At 73.2% G+C, this 22,418-nt stretch carries 18 protein-coding genes and 1 pseudogene; 17 read left to right on the top strand and 2 right to left on the bottom strand.

The annotated features are described in order from the left end of the window. Positions 1-164 (top strand): annotated as a pseudogene (locus tag I003_RS35930) (IS701 family transposase); the annotation flags it as partial. 239 nt (positions 165-403) lie between these two features. On the opposite strand, the gene I003_RS0107170 reads toward I003_RS35930, so the two are convergent. Beyond that, on the bottom strand, positions 404-2,623 hold the full coding sequence (locus I003_RS0107170; RefSeq protein WP_027770899.1) for an MMPL family transporter: 2,220 nt from the start codon (positions 2,621-2,623) through the stop codon (positions 404-406). 83 nt (positions 2,624-2,706) lie between these two features. Between I003_RS0107170 and I003_RS0107165 the strand changes: the two genes are divergently transcribed. From I003_RS0107165 to I003_RS0107120, 10 genes are all read left to right on the top strand, one after another. After that, positions 2,707-3,363, top strand: a complete 657-nt coding sequence (locus tag I003_RS0107165) for a TetR/AcrR family transcriptional regulator (protein ID WP_027770898.1) — start codon at positions 2,707-2,709, stop codon at positions 3,361-3,363. A 322-nt stretch (positions 3,364-3,685) separates the two neighbouring features. Beyond that, positions 3,686-4,582, top strand: coding sequence for a squalene synthase HpnC (gene hpnC, locus I003_RS0107160; RefSeq protein WP_027770897.1), 897 nt, complete (start codon positions 3,686-3,688; stop codon positions 4,580-4,582). A 7-nt stretch (positions 4,583-4,589) separates the two neighbouring features. Then, on the top strand, positions 4,590-5,525 hold the full coding sequence (gene hpnD, locus I003_RS0107155; protein ID WP_027770896.1) for a presqualene diphosphate synthase HpnD: 936 nt from the start codon (positions 4,590-4,592) through the stop codon (positions 5,523-5,525). Positions 5,526-5,736: 211 nt separating this feature from the next. Next, positions 5,737-7,182, top strand: a complete 1,446-nt coding sequence (gene hpnE, locus I003_RS0107150; protein ID WP_027770895.1) for a hydroxysqualene dehydroxylase HpnE — start codon at positions 5,737-5,739, stop codon at positions 7,180-7,182. Between the two features lie 23 nt (positions 7,183-7,205). Next, on the top strand, positions 7,206-8,300 hold the full coding sequence (locus I003_RS0107145) for a polyprenyl synthetase family protein (RefSeq protein WP_027770894.1): 1,095 nt from the start codon (positions 7,206-7,208) through the stop codon (positions 8,298-8,300). 49 nt (positions 8,301-8,349) lie between these two features. Then, complete coding sequence (shc, locus tag I003_RS0107140) at positions 8,350-10,383, top strand: squalene--hopene cyclase (protein WP_027770893.1); 2,034 nt, start codon at positions 8,350-8,352, stop codon at positions 10,381-10,383. Continuing rightward, entirely contained in the window at positions 10,383-11,060 is a 678-nt protein-coding gene (locus I003_RS0107135; RefSeq protein ID WP_027770892.1) for a phosphorylase family protein, read from the top strand. Before shc ends, I003_RS0107135 begins: the two co-directional genes overlap by 1 nt. Next, positions 11,060-12,109 carry an adenosyl-hopene transferase HpnH gene (hpnH, locus tag I003_RS0107130; protein ID WP_027770891.1) on the top strand — a complete coding sequence of 350 codons (1,050 nt, stop codon included), beginning with the start codon at positions 11,060-11,062 and terminating at the stop codon, positions 12,107-12,109. Before I003_RS0107135 ends, hpnH begins: the two co-directional genes overlap by 1 nt. 1 nt (position 12,110) lies before the next feature. Continuing rightward, complete coding sequence (gene dxs, locus I003_RS0107125) at positions 12,111-14,024, top strand: 1-deoxy-D-xylulose-5-phosphate synthase (RefSeq protein ID WP_027770890.1); 1,914 nt, start codon at positions 12,111-12,113, stop codon at positions 14,022-14,024. Then, entirely contained in the window at positions 14,021-15,400 is a 1,380-nt protein-coding gene (locus I003_RS0107120; RefSeq protein WP_027770889.1) for a class-III pyridoxal-phosphate-dependent aminotransferase, read from the top strand. Before dxs ends, I003_RS0107120 begins: the two co-directional genes overlap by 4 nt. 17 nt (positions 15,401-15,417) lie before the next feature. Here I003_RS0107120 and I003_RS0107115 read toward each other — a convergent pair whose 3' ends face one another. After that, positions 15,418-16,209, bottom strand: coding sequence for a tyrosine-protein phosphatase (locus tag I003_RS0107115; protein WP_027770888.1), 792 nt, complete (start codon positions 16,207-16,209; stop codon positions 15,418-15,420). Between the two features lie 114 nt (positions 16,210-16,323). Between I003_RS0107115 and I003_RS0107110 the strand changes: the two genes are divergently transcribed. From I003_RS0107110 to I003_RS0107085, 6 genes are all read left to right on the top strand, one after another. After that, on the top strand, positions 16,324-18,441 hold the full coding sequence (locus I003_RS0107110) for an alpha-galactosidase (protein ID WP_027770887.1): 2,118 nt from the start codon (positions 16,324-16,326) through the stop codon (positions 18,439-18,441). A 114-nt stretch (positions 18,442-18,555) separates the two neighbouring features. Continuing rightward, a complete protein-coding gene (locus I003_RS0107105; RefSeq protein WP_027770886.1) occupies positions 18,556-19,200 on the top strand; it encodes a phosphoribosyltransferase family protein in 645 nt (214 codons plus the stop codon). A gap of 166 nt (positions 19,201-19,366) precedes the next feature. Continuing rightward, positions 19,367-21,049 carry an ATP-binding protein gene (locus tag I003_RS0107100; RefSeq protein ID WP_027770885.1) on the top strand — a complete coding sequence of 561 codons (1,683 nt, stop codon included), beginning with the start codon at positions 19,367-19,369 and terminating at the stop codon, positions 21,047-21,049. 19 nt (positions 21,050-21,068) lie between these two features. After that, positions 21,069-21,455, top strand: a complete 387-nt coding sequence (locus I003_RS0107095; RefSeq protein WP_027770884.1) for a roadblock/LC7 domain-containing protein — start codon at positions 21,069-21,071, stop codon at positions 21,453-21,455. Continuing rightward, positions 21,452-21,805 (top strand): DUF742 domain-containing protein, encoded by a 354-nt coding sequence (locus I003_RS0107090; protein WP_027770883.1) that lies wholly within the window; start codon positions 21,452-21,454, stop codon positions 21,803-21,805. Before I003_RS0107095 ends, I003_RS0107090 begins: the two co-directional genes overlap by 4 nt. Then, positions 21,786-22,406, top strand: a complete 621-nt coding sequence (locus I003_RS0107085; RefSeq protein ID WP_027770882.1) for an ATP/GTP-binding protein — start codon at positions 21,786-21,788, stop codon at positions 22,404-22,406. The genes I003_RS0107090 and I003_RS0107085 overlap by 20 nt, the downstream gene beginning before the upstream one ends. The last annotated feature ends 12 nt before the right edge of the window (positions 22,407-22,418 follow it).

The raw sequence follows: 22,418 nt of genomic DNA, 5'->3' as shown, positions 1-22,418 counted from the left end.
TGGACAACTACCAGGTACGCAAATACGACGCCTGGTATCGCCATATCACCCTGTCCATGCTGGCGTTGGCGTTCCTGGCCGCGATGACCCGAACCCCGCAAAAGGGGGCTCTTCACGCCTGGGCGGTGACCGCGGGCCGCGAACGCGGCGGCTCGCGGCCCTGACCGTCACCGAGGCCCGGCGGCTGTTCAACTTGATCGGCTCGACTCGCACCGCCATCGACCAGGGACTTCACTGGTCGATCTGGAGGCGCGCGCATCAGGCGGAGGCACGACGCCACCACTTCCGAAGGCGGCTACGACTTCAGGTGATCAAGATCTAGCCCTGTAGTACTAGCCGCGCGTACGCGCCGAAGGGCCCCGCCGCACCGTCGCGGCGGGGCCCTTGCCGTACGCTCCGTGCCTCACACCCCGGCGGGGGTGCGCTCCGGCTCACGCTCGGGCGGAGCCCCCGGGCCGGGCCCCGCCTCGCTCAGGCCCACGCGGCCGTGCACCCGGCGCAGCCAGCGCGGCGCGTACCAGGCGCGTCCGCCGAGCAGCCGCATCGCGGCCGGCACCAGCACGCCGCGCACCGCGACGGCGTCGATGAGGATGGCCAGGCCGCTGCCCAGGCCGAACATCTGCAGGAAGCTGACCTCGCCGGTGCCGAAGGCGAAGAAGCTGACGGCCAGCAGCCCGGCGGCGATGGTGACGATCCGGCCGGTACGGGCCAGCCCGTCGGTGACCGCCGTGGCCGGGTCGGCACCCGCGTCGTGCAGCTCCTTGATCCGGCTGGTGAGGAAGACCTCGTAGTCCATCGACAGGCCGAAGGCGATGCAGAACATCAGCACGGTCATCGCCGTGTCCATCGGCTGCGGGGTGAAGCCCAGCAGCCCGCTGAAATGGCCGTCCTGGAAGATCCACACCATCGCGCCCATGGCCGCGGCCAGGCTGACGGCGTTGAGGACGACCGCCCGCAGCGGCTGGACGATGCTGCCGGTGAAGAGGAACAGCAGCACGAACGTGGTGATCAGAACCATCCCGACGGCCAGAGGCAACCGGTCGCCGATGCTGTCCTTGGCGTCGACCAGCTCCGCGTCGGTGCCGCCGACCAGCGTCTCCACCCCGCCGGGGGCGGGCACCGCGCGTACCTCCCCGACCAGGTGCCGGGCCGCGGCGGACTTGGGCGCCGGCTCGACCGAGACGGTCAGCCGCTGGGCGTCGGGCCGGCCGAGTCCGGCGGCGGCGGGGCCCGCGGGTCCGGCCGCGCCGTCGGCGTACGTGCCGTTGCTCGCGTCGACCCGGGCGACGCCGTCCAGCCGGGACAGCTCGGTGGCGTACGCGGTGAGGTCGGGCCCGGCGACGGGGCCGGTGGTCACCACGTCGACGGCGGTGCTGTCGTCGACGGCGAAGTCCTCGCGCAGCGCGGTGGCCACCTGCCGGCTCTGCGCGTTCTCCGGGAGCACCCGCTCGTCCGGGGTGCCGTAGCTGACCCCCAGCAGCGGGGAGGCGGCGAGGAGCAGCACCCCGAGCACCGGCAGCGCGGTCAGCGCGGGCCGGCGCATGACGGCGCCGGCGACGCGGCCCCACAGCGGTGCGTCGGGGCGCCGCACGGCGCGGGCACCCGGGATCCGGCCCCGGTTCACGCGGTGGCCGAGGACGGCGAGGAGCGCGGGGATGATCACCAGCGCGCTGACCGCCGCGATGGCCACGACGCCGATGCCGGCGTAGGCGAAGGAGCGCAGGAAGTACTGCGGGAAGACCAGCAGCGCGGCCAGGGCGGCGACGATCGTGGCGGAGGAGAAGGCGATCGTCCGGCCCGCGGTCGCCACCGTGCGGCGGACGGCCTGCGGTACTCCGTCGCCCGCGGCCAGCTGCTCGCGGAACCGGCTGACCAGCAGCAGCCCGTAGTCGATGCCCAGGCCGAGGCCCAGCGCGATGGTGAGGTTGACCGAGAAGACCGAGACGTCGGTGAGGCTGCCCAGCACCCACAGCTCGGCGAACGTGCCGAAGATGGCGACCAGGCCGATCGCCAGCGGCAGCAGCGCCGCGACGATGCTGCCGAAGGCGAGGACCAGCAGCACAAGGGTGACGGGCACGGCGATGGACTCGGCCAGCGCCAGGTCGGCGGCGACCTGCGTGGAGACGTCGTTGCTCACCGCGGCCCCGCCGCCGGCCTTCACGGTGACCCCGTCGCGGGTGCCGGTGTACGCGTCGGTGAGCGTCCTGGCGTGGTCGGCCTCCTTCTCGTCGCCCCCGGCGACGTGCGCGAGCACGAGGGCCTGGCTCCCGTCCTTCGACGTCAGCCCCTCGCCGCCGCGGTCCCAGTACGACACCACGCTGCTGACGGTGGACTCCGCCCGCAGCCCCTCGGTCACCTCCCGCCCGCGTTCGCGGGCCGCGTCCCCGCCGAGCCCCCCGGACTCGGCGGAGACGAGCAGGACCAGGTTCGTATCGCCCCCGAATCTGTCCTCGATCACCTCCTGCGCCTTGCTCGACGGCGATCCCGGATCGCTGAAACCGCCGGCGCTGAGCTTGCCGAAGGCACCGAAGCCGAGCGCCGCCATGGCGACGACCGCGAGGACGGCGAGCGTGAGCACGAGGCGGGTCCTGCGCAGTACGAGCTCCGCGATGCGTGTCAGCACGGTGCTCCCCCTTCATGTTTATGGCGTTAACATTGACCCTGACAGGTGATGTTAATGCTGTCAACATGAGGCATGATGCGACTATGGGCGAGGTCAGGGGCGGTAAGGCCGGATACCACCACGGCGACTTGCGGAACGCGCTGGTCGACGCGGCATCGGAACTGGCCCGCGGCGGCGGGCCCGAGGCGGTCGTGCTGCGGGAGGCGGCCCGGCGTGTCGGCGTGTCGCCGACGGCCGCGTACCGCCACTTCGCCAATCAGGCCGATCTCCTGCAGGCCGTCAAGGACGAGGGTCAGCGGCGGCTGGCGGACACCATGGAGAAGGCGATCGCCGAGACCGGGCCGCCCGGCGCCGTCCCGGCGGAGGCCGCCAAGGCCCGGCTGACGGCCCTCGGCCTCGGCTACGTCCGCTTCGCCGTCGCCGAACCGGGCATGTACCGCGCGGCCTTCTGCCGGGTCGAGCAGGACCCCGAGGTGTGGACCCGCGGAGACGGCGTCGGGGACCTCCATCCGGGCGACGTCCGCTCCTTCCGGCTCCTCGTCGGCGCCATGGACGCCCTCGACGCCGCCGGCGTGATGCGACCGGGCGTACGGGCCGGCGCGGAGTTCGCCGCCTGGTCCTCGGTGCACGGGCTGGCCATGCTCATTCTCGACGGGCCGCTGCGCGACGTGCCGCCCGCGCAGCGGGACGCGATCGTCACCCGCACGCTCACCATGATCCTGGACGGTCTCACCGTGTGACCCGTCAAACCCCTTGCGTGCGACGGCGTTTCGCGCTTTACCGGGAACGTGCGCAGGGAGGTGACCACTGCATGCCGCGTCTTCGTCCTGTACGGCGTACGCTGGACCGGTGCTGTTTGGCGGCATGTGGGCGATAAAGGAGCTTGACCGTCACCCCGGACCTGCTCGGGGTCACGACGCCGGCGGCGGCGTGTCCGGAATGGGCACATCTGGGTACGCGGTGTAGAACGGGAGGCGTGACGGCTATGGCGAAGACGAAACCCCAGCTCGTAGGTGCGCCCGCCGTCTGCGCCCCGAGGGCGGCAGCCCAGGGCAGTTGCCGGTGACCCCGGCGGACGACACCCCGTCGCGCGCCGTACTCGGCCAGGCCGCCGACGAGAACTTCCCCGTGGCCCCGTTCTTCCTGCCCCGTGCCTGGCGCGCCGACCTCATGGCGCTCTACGGCTACGCCCGGCTCGTCGACGACATCGGGGACGGCGACCTCGCCCCCGGCGGCGCCGACGCCGCCGCGCTCGGCCTCGGCCCGGACGAGGCCGGGGACCCCCTCGCGCTCCTCGACGCGCTGGAAGCCGACCTGGAGCGGGTCTTCACGCCCGGCGCCACGCCGGGCCACCCCCTGCTGCGCCGGCTGCGCCCCACCGTCCACCGCCACCGGCTGTCCCCGCAGCCGTTCCACGGCCTGCTCCAGGCCAACCGTCAGGACCAGAAGATCCGGCGCTACGAGACGTACGCCGAGCTGGAGGGCTACTGCGAGCTGTCCGCCAACCCGGTCGGCCGGCTCGTCCTCGCCGTGACGGGCACCGAGAGTCCCGAGCGCATCCGGCGTTCGGACGCGATCTGCACCGCTCTGCAGATCGTCGAGCACATCCAGGACGTGGCCGAGGACCTCGGCCGGGACCGCATCTACCTCCCGGCCGAGGACATGCGCCGCTTCGGCGTCACCGAAGCGGATCTCGCCCGGCCCCGCGCCGGCGAGCCGGTGCGCGCCCTGATCCGGTACGAGGCCGACCGCGCCGCGCGGCTCCTCGACGAGGGCGCGCCCCTCGTCGCCAGCGTGCGCGGCCGGCTGCGGCTGCTGCTCGCCGGCTTCGTCGCCGGCGGACGCGCGGCGCTCGCCGCCGTCGCCGCCGCCGGCCACGACGTGCTCCCCGGACCGCCGAAGCCCACCCGCCGCAGGCTGCTGCGCGAGGTGGGGTCGACCCTGCGACGAGAGGGGTGACCGCTCCGTGACCACACCGTCGCGCGCGGCCTACGCATCCGCACAGGTGCTCTCCGCCTACCGGTACTGCGAGGCCGTCACCGGCAGTCAGGCCCGGAACTTCGCGTACGGCATCAGACTCCTGCCGTACGACAAGCGGCTGGCGATGTCGGCGCTGTACGCGTTCTCGCGGCGCGTGGACGACATCGGCGACGGCGACCTGCCACCGGAGACCAAGCGCGCCCGGCTGGCGGACACCCGGCGCCTGCTCGACCGCATCCGGGCCGGCGAGGTGGCCGAGGACGACACCGATCCGGTGGCCGTGGCGCTCGCCCACGCCGCGCGCCGCTTCCCGATCCCGCTGGGCGGGCTCGACGAGCTGATCGACGGGGTGCTCGCGGACGTGCGCGGCCGGGAGTACGAGACCTGGGAGGACCTCAAGGACTACTGCCGCTGCGTGGCCGGAGCCGTCGGACGGCTCTCCCTCGGCGTGTTCGGTACCGTGCCCGGCGCGCGGCACTCCGAGCGCGCCCCTGCCTACGCGGACACGCTCGGGCTCGCGCTGCAGTTGACGAACATCCTGCGGGACCTGCGCGAGGACGCCGCCGAGGGCCGCAGCTACCTGCCTGCGGTCGACCTGGCCAAGTTCGGCTGCTCCGCGGGCTTCCACGGCGACACGGCGCCCCCCGGCTCGGACTTCCCCGGGCTGGTGCAGTTCGAGGTGCGCCGTGCCCGCGCCCTCTTCGCCGACGGCTACCGGCTGCTGCCCATGCTCGACCGGCGCAGCGGCGCCTGCGTCGCGGCGATGGCCGGCATCTACCACCGGCTGCTGGAGCGGATCGCCGCCGACCCCGAGGCCGTGCTGCGCGGCCGGGTGTCCCTGCCGGGCCGGGAGAAGGCGTACGTCGCGGTCCGCGGACTGGTCGGCGTCGACGCCCGGCAGGCGAGCCGGAGGCCCCGGTGAGCCCCGCGCCGGCCGCCGCGGCGCCGTACGCACGGGACCACGGCCCCGTCAACACGGCGCACGAGACGGACCGGGAGCGCCCGGAAGCGCCTTCGGCGTGCGCTGCGGCGCACGGAGCGCAGGGTGGTGCGCCGCGGTCCGGCAAGGTGTGCCGCACGAAGCGGCGGGCCAGACATAGTGCGTGTCGATACGGGTGGGGAGGTGGCCGGTGATGGCTGACTCCGGCCCGGAAAGACGGCCGCGTGCCGTCGTGGTCGGCGGCGGACTGGCAGGGATGACCGCCGCGATGGGACTCGCCGACGCCGGAGTCGACGTCACACTTCTGGAAGGCCGGCCGCGCCTGGGCGGGCTCGCCTTCTCCTTCCGCCGCGGCGATCTCTCCGTCGACAACGGCCAGCACGTCTACCTGCGTTGCTGCGCCGCCTACCGCTGGTTCCTGGACGAGGTGGGCGGCAGCGGGCTCGCCCCGCTGCAGGAGCGCCTCGACGTTCCCGTGCTGGACGCCGCCGCCCCCGCCCGCAGGGGCCCGGGCCCGCGGGCCGGCCGGCTCGGCCGCACCGACCTGCCGGCACCGCTGCACCTCGCCGCCGGCCTCGCCCGCTACCCGCACATGTCACTCGCCGAACGCGCGAGCGTGGGCCGGGCCGCACTGGCGATGCGGCGGCTCGATCCGGCCGACCCCGCCCTGGACGGCGTGGACTTCGCCAGTTGGCTGCACCGCCACGGGCAGTCGCCGCGCGCCGTCTCGGCGCTGTGGGACATGGTCGGCGTCGCCACCCTCAACGCCTTCGCCCCGGAGGTCTCCCTCGGGCTGGCCACCATGGTGTTCAGGACCGCGCTGCTCACCGACCGCGGCGCGGCCGACATCGGCTGGGCCCGCGTGCCGCTGGGGCAGTTGCACGACAAGCTGCCCCGCCGCCGGCTGGAGCGGTCCGGCGCCCGCATCCTGCTGCGTACCCGCGCCACCGAGCTGCGCCGTACCCCCGCCGGCGGCTGGCAGGTCGACGTCGCGACCGGGCCCGGACGGGCCGGGGGCACGGCCGCATCGCTGGACACCGACGCCGTGGTCCTCGCCGTACCGCAGCGCGAGGCGCACGGACTGCTGCCGGCCGGCGCGATCGACCACAAGGACCGGCTGCTGCAGATCGGCACCGCCCCCATCCTCAACCTCCATGTCGTGTACGACCGGCGGGTGCTGCACTCCCCGTTCGTCGCCGCGATCGGCACCCCGGTGCAGTGGATCTTCGACCGCACCGACACCTCCGGCCTCGCCGACACCCCCGAGGGCCGGGGCTGCCAGTACCTGGCGGTCTCCCAGTCCGCCGCGCAGGACGACATCGAGCGGCCCGTCGGCGAACTGCGCGAGCGTTACCTCCCCGAGCTGGCGAAGCTGCTGCCCGACGCGCGCGGCGCCGGGGTACGCGACTTCTTCGTCACCCGCGAGCGCACCGCGACCTTCGCCCCGGCACCGGGCGTCGGCCGGCTGCGCCCGGGTTCCCGGACCCACGCGCCCGGCCTCGCCCTCGCGGGCGCGTGGACCGCCACCGGCTGGCCCGCGACCATGGAGAGCGCCGTTCTCAGCGGCCTCGCAGCGGTCCGCGAGACCCTCGGCGGCCTGGGCCGAGAAGTGCCGCGGAACCTGCTGGAAGCAGTGTGAGATCCGTCATCGGAGGAGAGAACGTGCCCCGTCCAGAACCGGACACCGACACCGCGGCCACCCCCGGCGCCGCCGACGTCCTGGCCTTGCTGGACCACGCCCGGGAGCTGACCAACCCGGTGCTGCGTGCCTACGTCGACCGGCTCGTGCCCCCGATGGACACCGTCGCCGCCTACCACTTCGGCTGGATCGACGCGCAGGGCAACCCCGCGGTGGGAGACAGCGGCAAGGCCGTACGCCCCCTCCTGTCGCTGCTCGCCGCCGAGGCCGCCGGGGCCTGTCCGGAGACCGGGATCCCCGGTGCCGTCGCGGTGGAGCTGGTGCACAACTTCTCCCTCCTGCACGACGACCTCATGGACGGCGACGAGCAGCGGCGCCACCGCGACACCGTGTGGAAGCTGCACGGGCCGGCGCAGGCCATCCTCGTCGGCGACGCCCTCTTCGCGCTCGCCTGCGAACTGCTCCTGGAACTGGACACGCCCGAGGCGGCGCGCGCCGCCCGCCGGCTGAGCACCGCCACCCGCAAGCTCATCGACGGCCAGGCACAGGACATCTCCTACGAGCACCGCGAGAGCGTCACGGTCGCCGAGTGCCTGGAGATGGAGGGCAACAAGACCGGCGCGCTGCTCGCGTGCGCCTGCTCCGTCGGCGCCGTGCTGGGCGGCGCGGGCGAGGACGTCGCCGACGGACTGGAGCGCTACGGCTTCCATCTCGGCCTGGCCTTCCAGGCCGTCGACGATGTGCTCGGCATCTGGGGCGAGCCCGCCGTCACCGGCAAGCAGACCTGGAGCGATCTGCGCCAGCGCAAGAAGTCCCTGCCGGTGTGCGCGGCGCTCGCCGCCGGAGGCCCTGCCTCGGCAGAGCTGGCGAAGATGCTCGCCGCCGACGCCAAACGTGCCGATGACCGGAATACCGATGCGGAGAACGACTTCGACGAGGAAGAATTCGCGGCCCGGGCCGCGTTGATCGAAGAAGCCGGCGGACGCCGGTGGACTCAGGAGGAGGCACAAAGGCAGCACAAGAGCGCTCTGGCCTCGCTGGACGGGGTGAAGATGTCCGACGACATCCGCGAACGGTTCGTCGGACTCGCCGACTTCGTCGTCGTACGCCGGCACTGACACCGACGCCCGGGCCGCGCGTCCGGACGTTCCTTCGAAAGGGGTGTGCATGAAAGCCACCGCCGATGGCGGCAACGCAACCGACACCGCCCCCGCAGGGGCGACGGCCGCCTTACTGGCCGCGAGGCAGGCGGTCGAGCGGGCGAGTGCCAACCTGCTCGACCGGCAGGACGCCGAGGGCTGGTGGAAGGGCGACCTGGAGACCAACGTCACCATGGACGCCGAGGACCTGCTGCTGCGCGAGTTCCTGGGCGTACGGGACGAGACCACCACCTCGGCCGCCGCCCGCTTCATCCGGAGCCGGCAGGGCCCGGAGGGCGCCTGGGCGACGTTCTACGGCGGCCCCGGCGAGATCTCCGCGACCGTCGAAGCCTACGTCGCGCTCCGGCTCGCCGGCGACGCGCCCGACGAGGAGCACATGGCGCGCGCCGCCGCCTGGGTGCGCGCGCACGGCGGCATCGCCGGGACCCGCGTCTTCACCCGTATCTGGCTCGCGCTGTTCGGCTGGTGGCGCTGGGAGGACCTGCCCGAGCTGCCGCCCGAGCTGATCTACCTGCCGACCTGGTTCCCGCTGAACATCTACGACTTCGGCTGCTGGGCCCGGCAGACGATCGTGCCGCTGACCATCGTGTCCGCCAAGCGCCCGGTGCGCCCCGGACCGTTCGGCCTGGACGAGCTGCACACCGATCCCGCGGTGCCCAACCCGCCCCGGCCGCGGGCGTCGCCGGCGACCTGGGACGGGGTCTTCCAGCGGCTGGACCGGGCGCTGCACGCGTACCGCAGGGTCGCGCTGCGCCCGCTGCGCAAGGCCGCGCTGCGCAGTTGTGCCCGCTGGATCATCGAACGCCAGGAGAGCGACGGCTGCTGGGGCGGCATCCAGCCGCCCGCCGTCTACTCGGTGATCGCGCTGCACCTGCTGGGCTACGACCTCGACCACCCGGTGCTGAAGGCCGGTCTTGAGTCGCTGGACCGCTTCGCGGTCTGGACCGACGGCCCTCAGAAGGGGGATGCGGACACCGACGGCGCGAGTGATACGGGAGACACGCGCGACGACGGCCCGGTCCGGATGATCGAGGCGTGCCAGTCACCGGTCTGGGACACGTGTCTGGCGACCATCGCGCTCGCCGACGCCGGCGTGCCCGCCGACCACCCCCAGCTCGTCAAGGCCGCGGACTGGATGCTCGCGGAACAGGTGCGGACCACCGGCGACTGGTCCGTACGCCGTCCCGGACTCACCCCCGGCGGCTGGGCGTTCGAGTTCCACAACGACAACTACCCCGACACCGACGACACCGCCGAGGTCGTCCTCGCCCTGCGCCGCGTCGCCCATCCGGACCAGGCGCGCGTCGATGCCGCCGTGGAGCGGGCCGTACGCTGGCTGGCGGGCATGCAGTCGAAGAACGGGGCCTGGGGCGCCTTCGACGTGGACAACACCTCGGCATTCCCCAACAGGCTGCCGTTCTGCGACTTCGGCGAGGTCATCGACCCGCCGTCGGCGGACGTCACCGCGCACGTCGTGGAGACGCTGGCCGGTGAGAAGCTCGGCGGCGACCCGCACACCCGCCGCGGTGTGGCCTGGCTGCTCGCCGAGCAGGAGGCGGCAGGCGGCTGGTTCGGCCGCTGGGGCGTCAATCACGTGTACGGCACGGGTTCCGTGGTGCCCGCGCTCGTCGCCGCCGGGCTGCCCACGTCGCACCCGGCGATCCGGAGGGCCGTCACGTGGCTGGAGAAGGTGCAGAACGACGACGGCGGCTGGGGCGAGGACCTGCGTTCGTATCCGGACGCGACGTGGATCGCCCGCGGCGATTCCACCGCCTCGCAGACCGGCTGGGCGCTGCTCGCCCTGCTGGCCGCCGGCGAGCACGGCAGCGCGGCCGTCGAGCGCGGCGTGGCCTGGCTGGTGCGCACCCAGCTTCCCGACGGGTCCTGGGACGAGCCGCAGTTCACCGGCACCGGCTTCCCATGGGACTTCTCCATCAACTACCACCTGTACCGGATGGTCTTCCCGCTCACCGCGCTCGGCCGCTACCTGTCCGCGACAGCCGGCCCGGCGCCGTCCGCCGGTGACGGCCGGGGGGCCTGATGCCCGACGCCCCCGCGCCCCTGCTCGTCGTCTGCGCGCTCGGCATCGAGCGCAGGGCGCTGGGCTCGGGCACGTCCCCGGCCGAGGGCGCGGCCGGGGACGCGGGCCCGGTGGCCGTGCTGCGCACCGGCATGGGGCCCGAGCGGGCCGAGCGGGCCGTGGCCCGCCGGCTCGCGGAGGACACCTACCGCGCCGCGCCCGTGATCGCCGCCGGGTTCTGCGCCGGGCTGCTGCCGGAGATGCGTCCCGGCGACGTCGTCGTCGCCGACGCCGTACGGGCCGACCACGAGGACGCCGGGAGAAACGCCGAGACCACCGGCTGCCCGGACAACGGGCCGCTGCTCGACGCCCTCGCTCTTCTCGGCACCCGGGTGCACACCGGGCTGCTGATGGGCACCGATCACGTCGTACGCGGCGCGGCCGGCCGCGCCCGCCTGCGCGAGCGCGGCGCCATCGCCGCCGACATGGAGTCCGCCGCCACCCTGCGCACGGCGGCGGCGTCCCCGGGGACCCGGCCCGTGGCCGCCGTCCGGGTGGTCGTCGACGCGCCCGAGCATGAACTCGTCCGTTTCGGAACGCTGCGCGGCGGCATCGCCGCGTACCGCGTGCTCAGCTCAGTTCTTCCTGCATTTTTCGAATGGCACCGTCATGTGACGATCCCCAGGAGGCGAACCTGATGGCCATGCCACTGCGCCAATCGCTCAAGGTTGCCAGCTATCTCTTCTCGCAGCGGACGCTCAAGCGCCGGGAGAAGTTCCCCCTGATCGTGGAGTTGGAGCCACTTTTCGCCTGCAATCTCAAGTGCGAAGGATGCGGAAAGATCCAGCATCCCGCCGGCGTGCTCAAGCAGCGCATGCCGGTGGCCCAGGCGGTGGGCGCCGTGCTGGAGTCGGGTGCGCCGATGGTCTCGATCGCCGGCGGCGAGCCGCTGATGCACCCGCAGATCGACGAGATCGTGCGGCAGCTCGTGGCCCGCAGGAAGTTCGTGTTCCTGTGCACCAACGCGATGCTCCTGCGCAAGAAGCTCGACAAGTTCCGGCCCTCGCCCTACTTCGCCTTCGCGGTGCACATCGACGGCCTGCGCGAGCGGCACGACGAGTCGGTCGCCAAGGAGGGCGTCTTCGACGAGGCCGTGGCGGCGATGAAGGAGGCCAAGCGGCGCGGGTTCCGGGTCACCACCAACTCCACGTTCTTCAACACCGACACCCCGCAGACCGTCGTCGAGGTCCTCGACTTCCTCAACGACGACCTCAAGGTGGACGAGATGATGATCTCGCCCGCGTACGCGTACGAGAAGGCGCCCGACCAGGAGCACTTCCTCGGCGTCGAGCAGACCCGCGAGCTGTTCAAGAAGGCCTTCGCCGGCGGCAACCGCAAGCGCTGGCGGCTCAACCACAGCCCGCTGTTCCTCGACTTCCTGGAGGGCAAGGTCGACTTCCCGTGCACGGCCTGGGCCATCCCCAACTACTCGCTCTTCGGCTGGCAGCGTCCCTGCTACCTGATGAGCGACGGCTACGTGCCGACCTACCGGGAGCTGATCGAGGACACCGACTGGGACAAGTACGGCCGCGGCCGGGACCCCCGGTGCGCCAACTGCATGGCCCACTGCGGCTACGAGCCCACCTCCATCCTCGCCACCACCGCCTCACTGAAGGAGTCGCTGCGCGCCGCGCGGGAGACCGTCGGCGGCAACCGGACCCGAGGGGGAGTGCGAGGGGGAAAGTGAGATGTCGCTCCTGGAGAGCATCGGCGGCCCGGACGACCTGAAGGCGCTGCCGCCGGAGCGGCTGGACGACCTGGCGGCGGAGATCCGCGACTTCCTCATCCACGCCGTGGCCCGCACCGGCGGCCACCTCGGGCCGAACCTCGGCGTCGTCGAGCTGACCCTCGCGTTGCACCGGGTCTTCGACTCGCCGGCCGACCGCATCCTGTGGGACACCGGACACCAGTCGTACGTACACAAACTGGTCACCGGCCGGCGGGACTTCTCGGGGCTGCGCGCCGAGGGGGGCCTGTCCGGCTACCCGTCGCGGGCCGAGTCCGAGCACGACGTGATCGAGAACAGCCACGCCTCCACGGTCCTCGGCTGGGCCGACGGCCTGGCGAAGGCCAACGAGGTGCGCGGCAGCGGCGACCACGTCGTCGCGGTCATCGGCGACGGCGCACTGACCGGCGGGATGGCATGGGAGGCGCTGAACAACATCGCCGCCGCCCGGGACCGCCCGCTGGTCATCGTCGTCAACGACAACGAACGCTCCTACTCGCCGACCATCGGCGGCCTCGCCGACCACCTGGCGACCCTGCGCACCACGGACGGCTACGAACGCTTCCTGTCCTGGGGCAAGGAACTGCTCGACCGCACGCCGGTGGTGGGCAAGCCACTGTACGACTCGCTGCACGGCGCGAAGAAGGGCTTCAAGGACGCCTTCGCACCGCAGGGCATGTTCGAGGACCTGGGGCTGAAGTACGTCGGCCCCGTCGACGGGCACGACATCGCCGCCGTCGAGTCCGCGCTGCGCCGCGCCAAACGGTTCCACGGGCCGGTCCTCGTGCACTGCCTGACGGAGAAGGGCCGCGGCTACCAGCCCGCCCTGGACGACGAGGCCGACCACTTCCACACCGTCGGCGTGATGGACCCGTTCACCTGCGAACCCCTCGCGCCGGCCGGCGCGGCGTCGTGGACCTCGGTCTTCTCCGACGAACTGGTGCGCATCGGCGCCGAGCGCGAAGACGTGGTGGCGATCACCGCGGCGATGCTCCACCCCACCGGGCTCGCCGCGTTCGCCGCGGCGTACCCCGGGCGGGTGTGGGACGTCGGCATCGCCGAGCAGCACGCCGCGGTGTCCGCGGCGGGCCTGGCCACCGGCGGGCTCCACCCCGTCGTGGCGGTCTACGCCACGTTCCTGAACCGCGCGTTCGACCAGGTGCTGATGGATGTCGCGCTGCACCGCTGCGGCGTCACGTTCGTACTCGACCGCGCCGGCGTGACCGGGCCGGACGGCGCCTCGCACCACGGCATGTGGGACATGTCGATCCTCCAGGTCGTCCCCGGGCTGCGGATCGCCGCGCCACGCGACGCCGACCAGTTGCGTGCCCAGTTGCGCGAGGCCGTCGCGGTCGGCGACGCCCCGACCGTCGTCCGCTTCCCCCGGGGCACGGCGTCCGAGCCGATAGCCGCGCTCGGGCGCGTCGGCGGCATGGACGTGCTGCGCCGCGACGAGCGCGAGGACGTGCTGCTCGTCGGCGTCGGCGCCATGGCGTCCGTCTGCCTGGAGGCCGCGGAGCTGCTCGCCGGGCGGGGGCTGGGCTGCACCGTCGTCGACCCGCGCTGGGTCAAGCCCGTCGACGGGCACCTGCCGCCGCTGGCGGACCGGTACCGCGTCGTCGCCGTGGTGGAGGACAACAGCGTCGGCTCCGGCGTGGGCGCCGCGGTCGGGCGGGCGCTGCGGGACGCCGACGTCGACGTACCCTTGCGCACGTTCGGCCTGCCGGAGGCGTTCCTGCCGCACGGCAGGCGGGCCGAGGTCCTGGCCGGGGCCGGGCTGACCCCGGCGCGGATCGCCGCCGCCATCGGCGGGGTGCCCGCCGCCCGGGCCGGGGAGCCGGCCCGTACCAGACGGAGGGAAGAAAGCACGCGATGACCTTCGACGTCGGGGCGCTGCTGGCCGAGCGCGGGGGAGAGCGCTACGACCTGCACGCCCGGTACCTCAACCACCAACTGCCGCGGATGCTGCACACGCTGGGCTTCGACAAGACGTACGTGCGCGGTCAGGGCGCGTACTTCTACGACGAGGAGGGCCGGGACTACCTCGACCTCCTCGCCGGCTTCGGCGTCATGGGGCTGGGCCGCAACCACCCGGTGATCCGCAAGGCCCTGCACGACGTGCTGGACCTGGACCTCGCCGACCTCACCCGGTTCGACTGCCAGCCGCTGCCGGGACTGCTGGCGGAGAAGCTGCTGACGTACGCACCGCATCTGGACCGGGTGTTCTTCTCCAACAGCGGTACGGAGGCCGTCGAGACCGCGCTGAAGTTCGCCCGCTACGCCACCGGCAAGCCCCGCGTGCTCTACTGCGACCAGGCGTTTCACGGGCTGACCACCGGCTCGCTGTCCGTCAACGGCGTCGAGGCGTTCCGCGCCGGCTTCGCGCCGCTGCTGCCGGACACCGCGATCCCCCTGGGCGACCTGGAGGCGCTGGAACGGGAGCTGCGGGCCGGGGACGTCGCGGCGCTCGTGGTCGAGCCGATCCAGGGCAAGGGCGTGCACGCGCCGCCGCCCGGCTATCTGCGCGCGGCGCAGGAGTTGCTGCACAAGCACGGCGGGCTGCTCGTGGCCGACGAGGTGCAGACGGGCATGGGGCGTACCGGGGAGTTCTTCGCCTACCGGCACGAGGAGAGCGTCGAGCCGGACCTCGTCTGCCTCGCCAAGGCGCTGTCCGGGGGGTACGTGCCCGTCGGCGCCACCCTCGGCCGCGAGTGGATCTTCAAGAAGGTCTACTCGTCCATGGACCGCGTGCTGGTGCACTCGGCGAGCTTCGGCACCAACGCCCCCGCGATGGCCGCCGGGCTCGCCACCCTGCACGTACTGGAGGACCAGCGGCTCATCGAGAACGCCCGGCACACCGGCGATCTGCTGCGCAACCGGCTCGCGGAGCTGATCGACCGGTACGAGCTGCTGCACGACGTGCGCGGGCGCGGGCTGATGGTCGGCATCGAGTTCGGCAAGCCCGCCTCGCTGAAGCTGCGCGGACGCTGGACACTGCTCCAGGCCGCCCGCAAGGGCCTCTTCGCGCAGTTGATCGTGGTCCCGCTGCTGCAGCGCCACCGCATCCTCACCCAGGTCTCCGGCGACCGGCAGGAGGTCATCAAGCTGCTGCCGCCGCTGGTGATCGGGGAGGCGGAGGTGCGGCGGTTCCTGGACGCGTTCACGGCGGTGATGGACGAGGCGCACGCGGGCGGCGGGCTGATCTGGGAGTTCGGCCGCACGCTGGCCAAACAGGCGGTCTCCAACCGCTGAACGGCCGTGGACGGCGCTCAGGCGGTGAGCAGGCCGGCGCGCAGCCGCTCGCGGGCCGCGTCGCCGAAGTGCAGGGCCTCGTGGAGGTAGCGGTCGACGGTGCCCCAGCGTTCGGCGATCGTGGCGAAGGCCGCGCCGAGGTAGCTCGCCCGCGCGTCGAAGAGCGGGCTGAGCAGCTCCATCACCTCCGGCGACGTGCCGCCCTGGGCCCCCTCGCCGCGCCGGACCCGGTAGCGCCGGTGCTGCGCGTTGGACTCCAGGTAGTCCGCCTCGATCGCCTCCCGCTCGACGCCCACGGCCAGCAGGGCGAGCGCGATCGTCAGCCCGGCCCGGTCCTTGCCCGCCGCGCAGTGCAGCAGAGCGGGCGTGCCGCCGTCGGCCAGGGAGTGGAGGACCCTGGAGTGCTCCGCGTTGCGGTTGAGGATCATGTCCCGGTAGGAGTTCTCCATGCGGGCCTCGGCCTGGCCGTCGCCGAGCAGCGAGCGGAGCGTCGGTATGTCGCCGTCGCGGACCAGTTTCCAGAACTCCTTGCCCTCGGCCGGGTCGTTGAGGGGCACGTTGACGTTCCGGACGCCCGGCAGGTCGATGTCGGGGCCGTCGAGGCGGATGTCGGCGGCGTTGCGGAAGTCGAAGACCGTGTGCAGGCCGAGCGAGCCGAGGAAGGCGGCGTCCTCGGCGGTGGCGTGGGCCAGGTGGCCGCTGCGGTAGAGCCGGCCCGGCCGGGTTTTCCCGCCGCCTGAGGTGGGCAGTCCGCCGACGTCGCGGAAGTTGCGGACACCGGTCAGCTCCGGCTCCGTGGTCTGCGTCATCGGATCTCCCTGGCGTCGGTGAGGGCAACCCTTCGACAGTACGACAAAGGCACGCTGGACAAGCATCCCCCCGGCTGCGATGTTGTGTATCTCTGTTGAGTTATGGGAGATGAGATGGTCGAGGTCGGTGGGAACGGTCGGATCTGGCTGCTGTCGGGTCCGCACAGCAGCTACGCCCTGCGGCTGAACCGGCACGACGAGTTGCTGCACCTCCACTGGGGGCCGCGGCTCACGCTCGCCGACGCCGAGGCGCTGGCCGCCGAACGGCGCCCGCGCTCCCGCTCCTTCGAAGCGCGCCTCGACGGCCGCGAGGAGTACCCCGTCGAGGGCGGCCCCCGCTTCGTCCGGCCCGCGCTCGCCGTGCGCGCCGCGGACGGCGAGGGCGGGCGCGGCAGCGAGTGGGAGTTCCGCAGCGCCGAGACGGGGGACGACGTGCTGCGGCTCACCTTCCACGACCCCGTCCACCACCTCGCCGTCACCCTGCACTACCGCATGCGTGCCGGCACCGACGTGCTGGAGCGCTGGGTCACCGCCGTCCACGAGGGCGGCCCCGGCGACCCCGCGCTCGACCTGCTGCGGCTCGACTCCGCCGCCTGGACCCTGCCCCGTGCCGACCGACGCCGGCTCTCCCACCTGCACGGCCGCTGGGCCGCCGAGAGCCTGCTCGCGCGCACCGAGCTGACGCCCGGCGAGACCGTCATCGGCAGCCGCCGCGGCCACACCTCGCACCGCCACCTGCCCTGGATCGCCCTCGACGACGGCACCGCGGGCGAGGAGCACGGCGAGGTCTACGGCTGCGCCCTGGCCTGGTCCGGGTCCTGGCGCATCGCCGTGCAGCAGCTCCCCGACGGCGTCGTGCAGGCCGTCGGCGGCGCCGGACACGACGATTCCGGACTGGTCCGGCTCGCGCCCGGGGAGTCGTACACCGCACCCGTCTTCGCCGGACTCCACACCGCCGGCGGCTTCGGCGCCGCGTCCCGCGCCTGGCACGCGTGGCAGCTCGCGCACGTCGTACCGGACGCCCACATCCCCCGGCCCGTCCTGTACAACTCGTGGGAGGCCACCAAATTCGACGTCGAGCTGGGACACCAGCGCGAGCTGGCACGGCGGGCCGCGGCCATGGGCGTGGAGCTGTTCGTCGTCGACGACGGCTGGTTCGGCTCGCGCACCCACGACAGGGCCGGACTCGGCGACTGGACGCCCAACCCCGACCGCTTCCCCGACGGGCTGAAGCCGCTCGCCGACGAGGTCCACGCCCTCGGCATGCACTTCGGCATCTGGGTCGAGCCGGAGATGGTCAACCCCGACAGCGACCTCTACCGCGCCCACCCCGACTGGGTCCATCACCGCCCGGGCCGCCGGCGCACCCTGTTCCGCCACCAGCTCGTGCTGGACCTCGGCCGGAGTGAGGTCCGCGGGTATCTGTGGGAGCAGCTCGACGAGCTGCTGCGCTCGGCACCCATCGACTACGTCAAGTGGGACTTCAACCGCTCCCTCACCGAGCCGGGCGCCCTGACCGACCCCTCCGTCCCGCACGTGCAGGGGCTGTACGACCTGCTGGACAGGCTGCGTGCCGCGCACCCGCACGTCGCGTTCGAGTCCTGCTCCGGCGGGGGCGGCCGGATCGACCTCGGCATCCTGTCCCGTACGGACCAGGTGTGGACCTCCGACAACACCGACCCGCTCGACCGGCTGCCCATCCAGCACGGCATCGGCCAGATCCACCCGGCCCGGGTCACGGCCGCCTGGGTCACCGACAGCCCCAACGAACAGATGCAGGACCGCGTGAGCAGCCTGCGCTACCGCTTCGTCAGCGCCATGGCCGGCGTGCTCGGCATCGGCGGCGACCTCGCGCGGTGGGACGACGAGGAGCTGGCGGAGGCCGGGCGCTGGGTGGAGCTGTACAAGCGCATCCGCCCCGCCGTCCAGCTCGGCCGGCTCTACCGGCTGCGGGAGCCGCAGGAGGGCCTGACGGCCGTGCAGTACGTCCTCGGCGACGACCCCGACCGCGCCGACGAGGTCGTCGTCCTCGCCTGGCTGCAGGCACAGCGCTACAACGAGCCGCTGCCGCCGGTGCGCCTCGCCGCGCTCGATACCGCCGCGGAGTACGAGGTCCTGGCCGGGGGCGAGCAGGGCGGGGTGCTGCGCGGTGGGGTGCTCGCACACCGGGGTCTGCACACCGGGCTGCACGGCGACCTCGACGCCACCGTGGTGCACCTGCGCCGCCGCTGACGGTCGCGGGGCCGCCCGGGGCCCCGGACGGACGCGTGCCCCGCGCGAGATGCGCCTCCGCGCGGGCCGTCGCACAATGTGACGTGACCGGGGGAACCCCGACGGAGCGGGACCATGCGCTTCCACAACCGGACGGAGGCGGGCCGCGAGCTCGCCCGGCGACTGCAGGACGGCGGGCCCGGAGCCGCCCCCGCGCCCCCCGCCGTGGTGCTCGCCCTGCCCCGCGGCGGTGTGCCCGTCGCGTACGAGGTCGCCCGCGCCCTCGATGCCCCGCTGGACGTGCTGCTCGTCCGCAAGATCGGCCACCCGTTCCACCCCGAGTACGGCCTCGGCGCGGTGGCGGGCGACGCTCCGCCGCTCTACGACCCCGACGCGCTCGCCGGCGCCGGGCTCACCGAGGACGACCTTGCGCCCGTCGCCGAACGGGAGCGAGCCGAGCTGCACCGCCGCGAGGCCGTCTACCGGGGCGGCCGGCCGGCGCCCGCGCTCGCCGGGCGCTGGGCCGTCGTCGTGGACGACGGGCTCGCCACCGGTGTGACCGCCCGCGCGGCGCTGCGGGCGGCCCGGGCGGCGGGGCCCGCCCGGCTCACGCTGGCCGTGCCCGTGGCGTCGCCGGACGGACTCGGGGCCGTACGGAACGAGGCGGACGACGTCACATGTCTGCACACGCCGGAGGGCTTCGGCGCGGTGGGGCTCTGGTACGACGATTTCGAGCAGCTCACGGATGCCGATGTGCTCGAACTGCTCGGTACCGGCTGAAATGCGGTCGGAAGCAGCTTGCTGAATGGCCGTCAACTGACGTGAAACAGACGTTGGTTGGACATGCTGGGAACCTATGCCAGCGGCAAGCGGAGCCCACTAAGCTGCTTGCGATGCTCAGCGTGACCGCGCGGCGTCACATAGTCGTTCAACCCTGAGGATGCTCATGGATCCAGCGGGACCCGCCTCCGGCGGCCGGCGGACGGGATTCGTCCGCTGGTGGCTGATACCCACCGCCGTCGTGGTCGTGAGCACGGCCATCGCCCTGCCGCTCGTCTCCGCCGACGTGCGCACGCCCGTCGCCGTGTGCGGCGTCGTCGCCACCCTCGTGGTCGCCCTCGCCGCCGCCGAGGCCGAGCGCCGTGGGCGCGCCGCCGACGAGCCGTACGCCGGACACGCCGAGCACCAGGCCGCGTGGGAGCGCCGGCTCGCCGCCCAGGAAGCCGAGATGGTGCGGCTCGCGGGCCTGCTGCCGCAGGCCGTCGCCCGGCTGCAGCGGGGCGAGTACGCCGAGGACGTGCTCACCGACATAGAGGCGGAGAAGTCGCTGACACCGCAGGTGCAGGCCGCTCACACGGCCGCGCTGCGCTCCGTCGTCGAGGCGGTGCAGACCGCCGAGGACCTGCGCATCTCTGCCGAGCGGGGCTTCGTCAACATCGCCCGCCGGGTGCAGGCCATCATCCACCAGCAGGCGCGCAGCCTGCGGGAGATGGAGGACCGGCACGGCCAGCGGCACGAGTTCTTCGCCGACCTGCTCAAGCTCGACCACGGCACCGCGCTGGTCGGCCGGCTCGCCGACAGCATCGCCGTGCTGGGGGGCGACCGGCCGGGGCGTCAGTGGGGCAAGGCGATCGCGCTGTACAGCGTGCTGCGCGGCGGCATGTCCCGGATCATCGACTACCAGCGCGTCGAGCTGCACCCCGTGGCCGAGGTCGCCGTCGTCGGCTCGGCCGTCGAGCCGCTGATCCACGCCGTCGCCGAACTCCTCGACAACGCCACCCGGTACTCGCCGCCGCACGCCAAGGTCCATCTGTCCGCCACCGAGGTGCAGTCGGGCGTCGCCATCGAGATCGAGGACGGCGGCGTGGGCCTCAGCGAGGAGGCGCGCGAACGCGCCGAGCACATGCTCGCCGAGGCCCAGGCCGGCATCGACCTCAACGACCTCGGGGAGACCCCGCGGCTCGGACTCGCGGTCGTCGGCAGGCTGGCGCAGACCTACGACTTCCGCGTCTCGCTGCGCCCGTCCGCGTACGGCGGCGTCCGCGCGGTGCTCGTCGTGCCGCAGGTTCTGCTCACCACCACGCCCGCCACCGGCACCGCCCACGGCATCGGCGCCACCTCCGGGCCGCGGCCGCTGCGCAGTTCCACGCCGCCGGCCGGGGTCGAGGGGAGCGCCGACGCGCGCGCGGGCCTCAAGCGCAGCCGGGACCGGGTGTCGCCCGCGCGGCAGGCAGGTCCGCAGCCCTCGCCTCCCGCGCACACCGAGCAGGCCGCCGGCGCCCTGCCGCAGCGCCGCCGCCGCGCCCCGGTGGCGCCGCCGGCCACCCGGGCGGACGGCGGTAACGCTCCGGGACGGGGTACGGCCACCGCAACCCAGGCCGGGGTCCAGGCCGGAGCCGCGGAGAGCCGCGGCGTCGAACCGGGCCTGTGGCTCGGCGAGTTCACCCGCGGTCTGGAGGGCGAGCCGCAGGCAGGGGACGCCGGGCCGGAGCCGGGCCGGCCGGGCGGACAGCCCGCCGGCGGCGAGGACGCGGCGGCCGGAGGGATACGCCCGGATGGCTCCGCGCGCCCCCGGCACAGCGACGGGGCAACGGAACCGTCGAATTCATCATCGGGCGAGGAGGACTGACGTGGCGCAGCGAGCGGACATGGACTGGATGCTCCGGGATCTGGCCGAGAGCGTCCCCGAGACCCGGCACGTCGTGGTCCTGTCCTCCGACGGGCTGCGGATGGCACAGCACGGCACGGAGCCGGACACGGCCGACCGGCTCGCCGCCGCATGTGCCGGGCTGCAGAGTCTGGCCAAGTCGATCGCCGGCGTCTTTCCGCACAGCAACGGCAAGATGCGGATGCTGGTCATCGAGGTCAGCGGCGGCTTCTTCTATCTCATGGCCGCGGGCGCCGGAGCCTATCTGGCGGTCGCGGCCGACGAAGGAGTCGACGCGGGCCTGATGGGCCAGCGCATGCGCGATCTCGTGGCACGCATCGGGGCACACCTGACAAGCCCACCGCGGAGCGACGGACAGGCCATATGAAGGAAGCGGACCACGCGTGGCACGACGACGGTCCCGAACGGCTCTACGTCATCACCGGCGGGCGCAGCGGCACCGCCGCCCAGGGTGCACTCGACCTGGTCACCCTCGTCATATCCCGGACGCAGCCGGCGCCCGGGATGCAGCCCGAGCGCGCGGCCATCGTCCGGCTGTGCCGGGCGCCGCTGTCCGTCGCCGAGCTGACCGCCTATCTGCGCCTGCCCTTCAGCGCGGTGGCGGTGCTCGTCGCGGACCTGATGGCGGAGGGTGCGGTCGAGACCCGCTCCTCCGTGCCACCCGTGGCAGACCTGCGACTCCTCGAGGAAGTAATGGATGGACTCGAACAGCTTTGACGCCGTCGTGGGTCCGCGCAGCGAGGACCTCCTGCCGGCCTCGGCCACGACCTCGGTCAAGGTCGTGGTCGTGGGCGGGTTCGGCGTCGGGAAGACGACCATGGTCGGCTCGGTCAGCGAGATCGAGCCGATGACGACCGAGGAGACGATGACCCGGGCCGGCGAGGGGGTGGACCACCTCGCCGGCGTGCCGGACAAGAGCGAGACGACCGTCGCCATGGACTTCGGCCGGATAAGCCTCAACGAGCGGCTGGTGCTCTACCTGTTCGGCGCGCCCGGCCAGCAGCGCTTCTGGTTCCTGTGGCAGGGCCTCTTCGAGGGCGCGCTCGGTGCCGTGGTCCTGGTCGACACCCGCAGACTCGAAGCCTGCTTCGACGTGCTGGGCCGGCTGGAGGAAGGTGCCGTGCCGTTCCTGGTCGCCGTCAACCGCTTCCCGGACGCTCCGCACCACTCCCTCGACGAGATACGTGCCGCGCTCGACCTGCCCGAGCACGTGCCGCTCATCACCTGCGACGCGCGCGACCGGGACTCCTCCCGCGGCGTCCTGAAGTCCCTGGTGCGCTTCCTGCACTCCATCGCCCTGACCACGGAGGCGTCGTGACGACCGAATCCG

This window comes from Streptomyces sp. CNQ329 (genome assembly GCF_000482585.1).
This window is presented reverse-complemented; position numbering and strand designations above follow the sequence as displayed.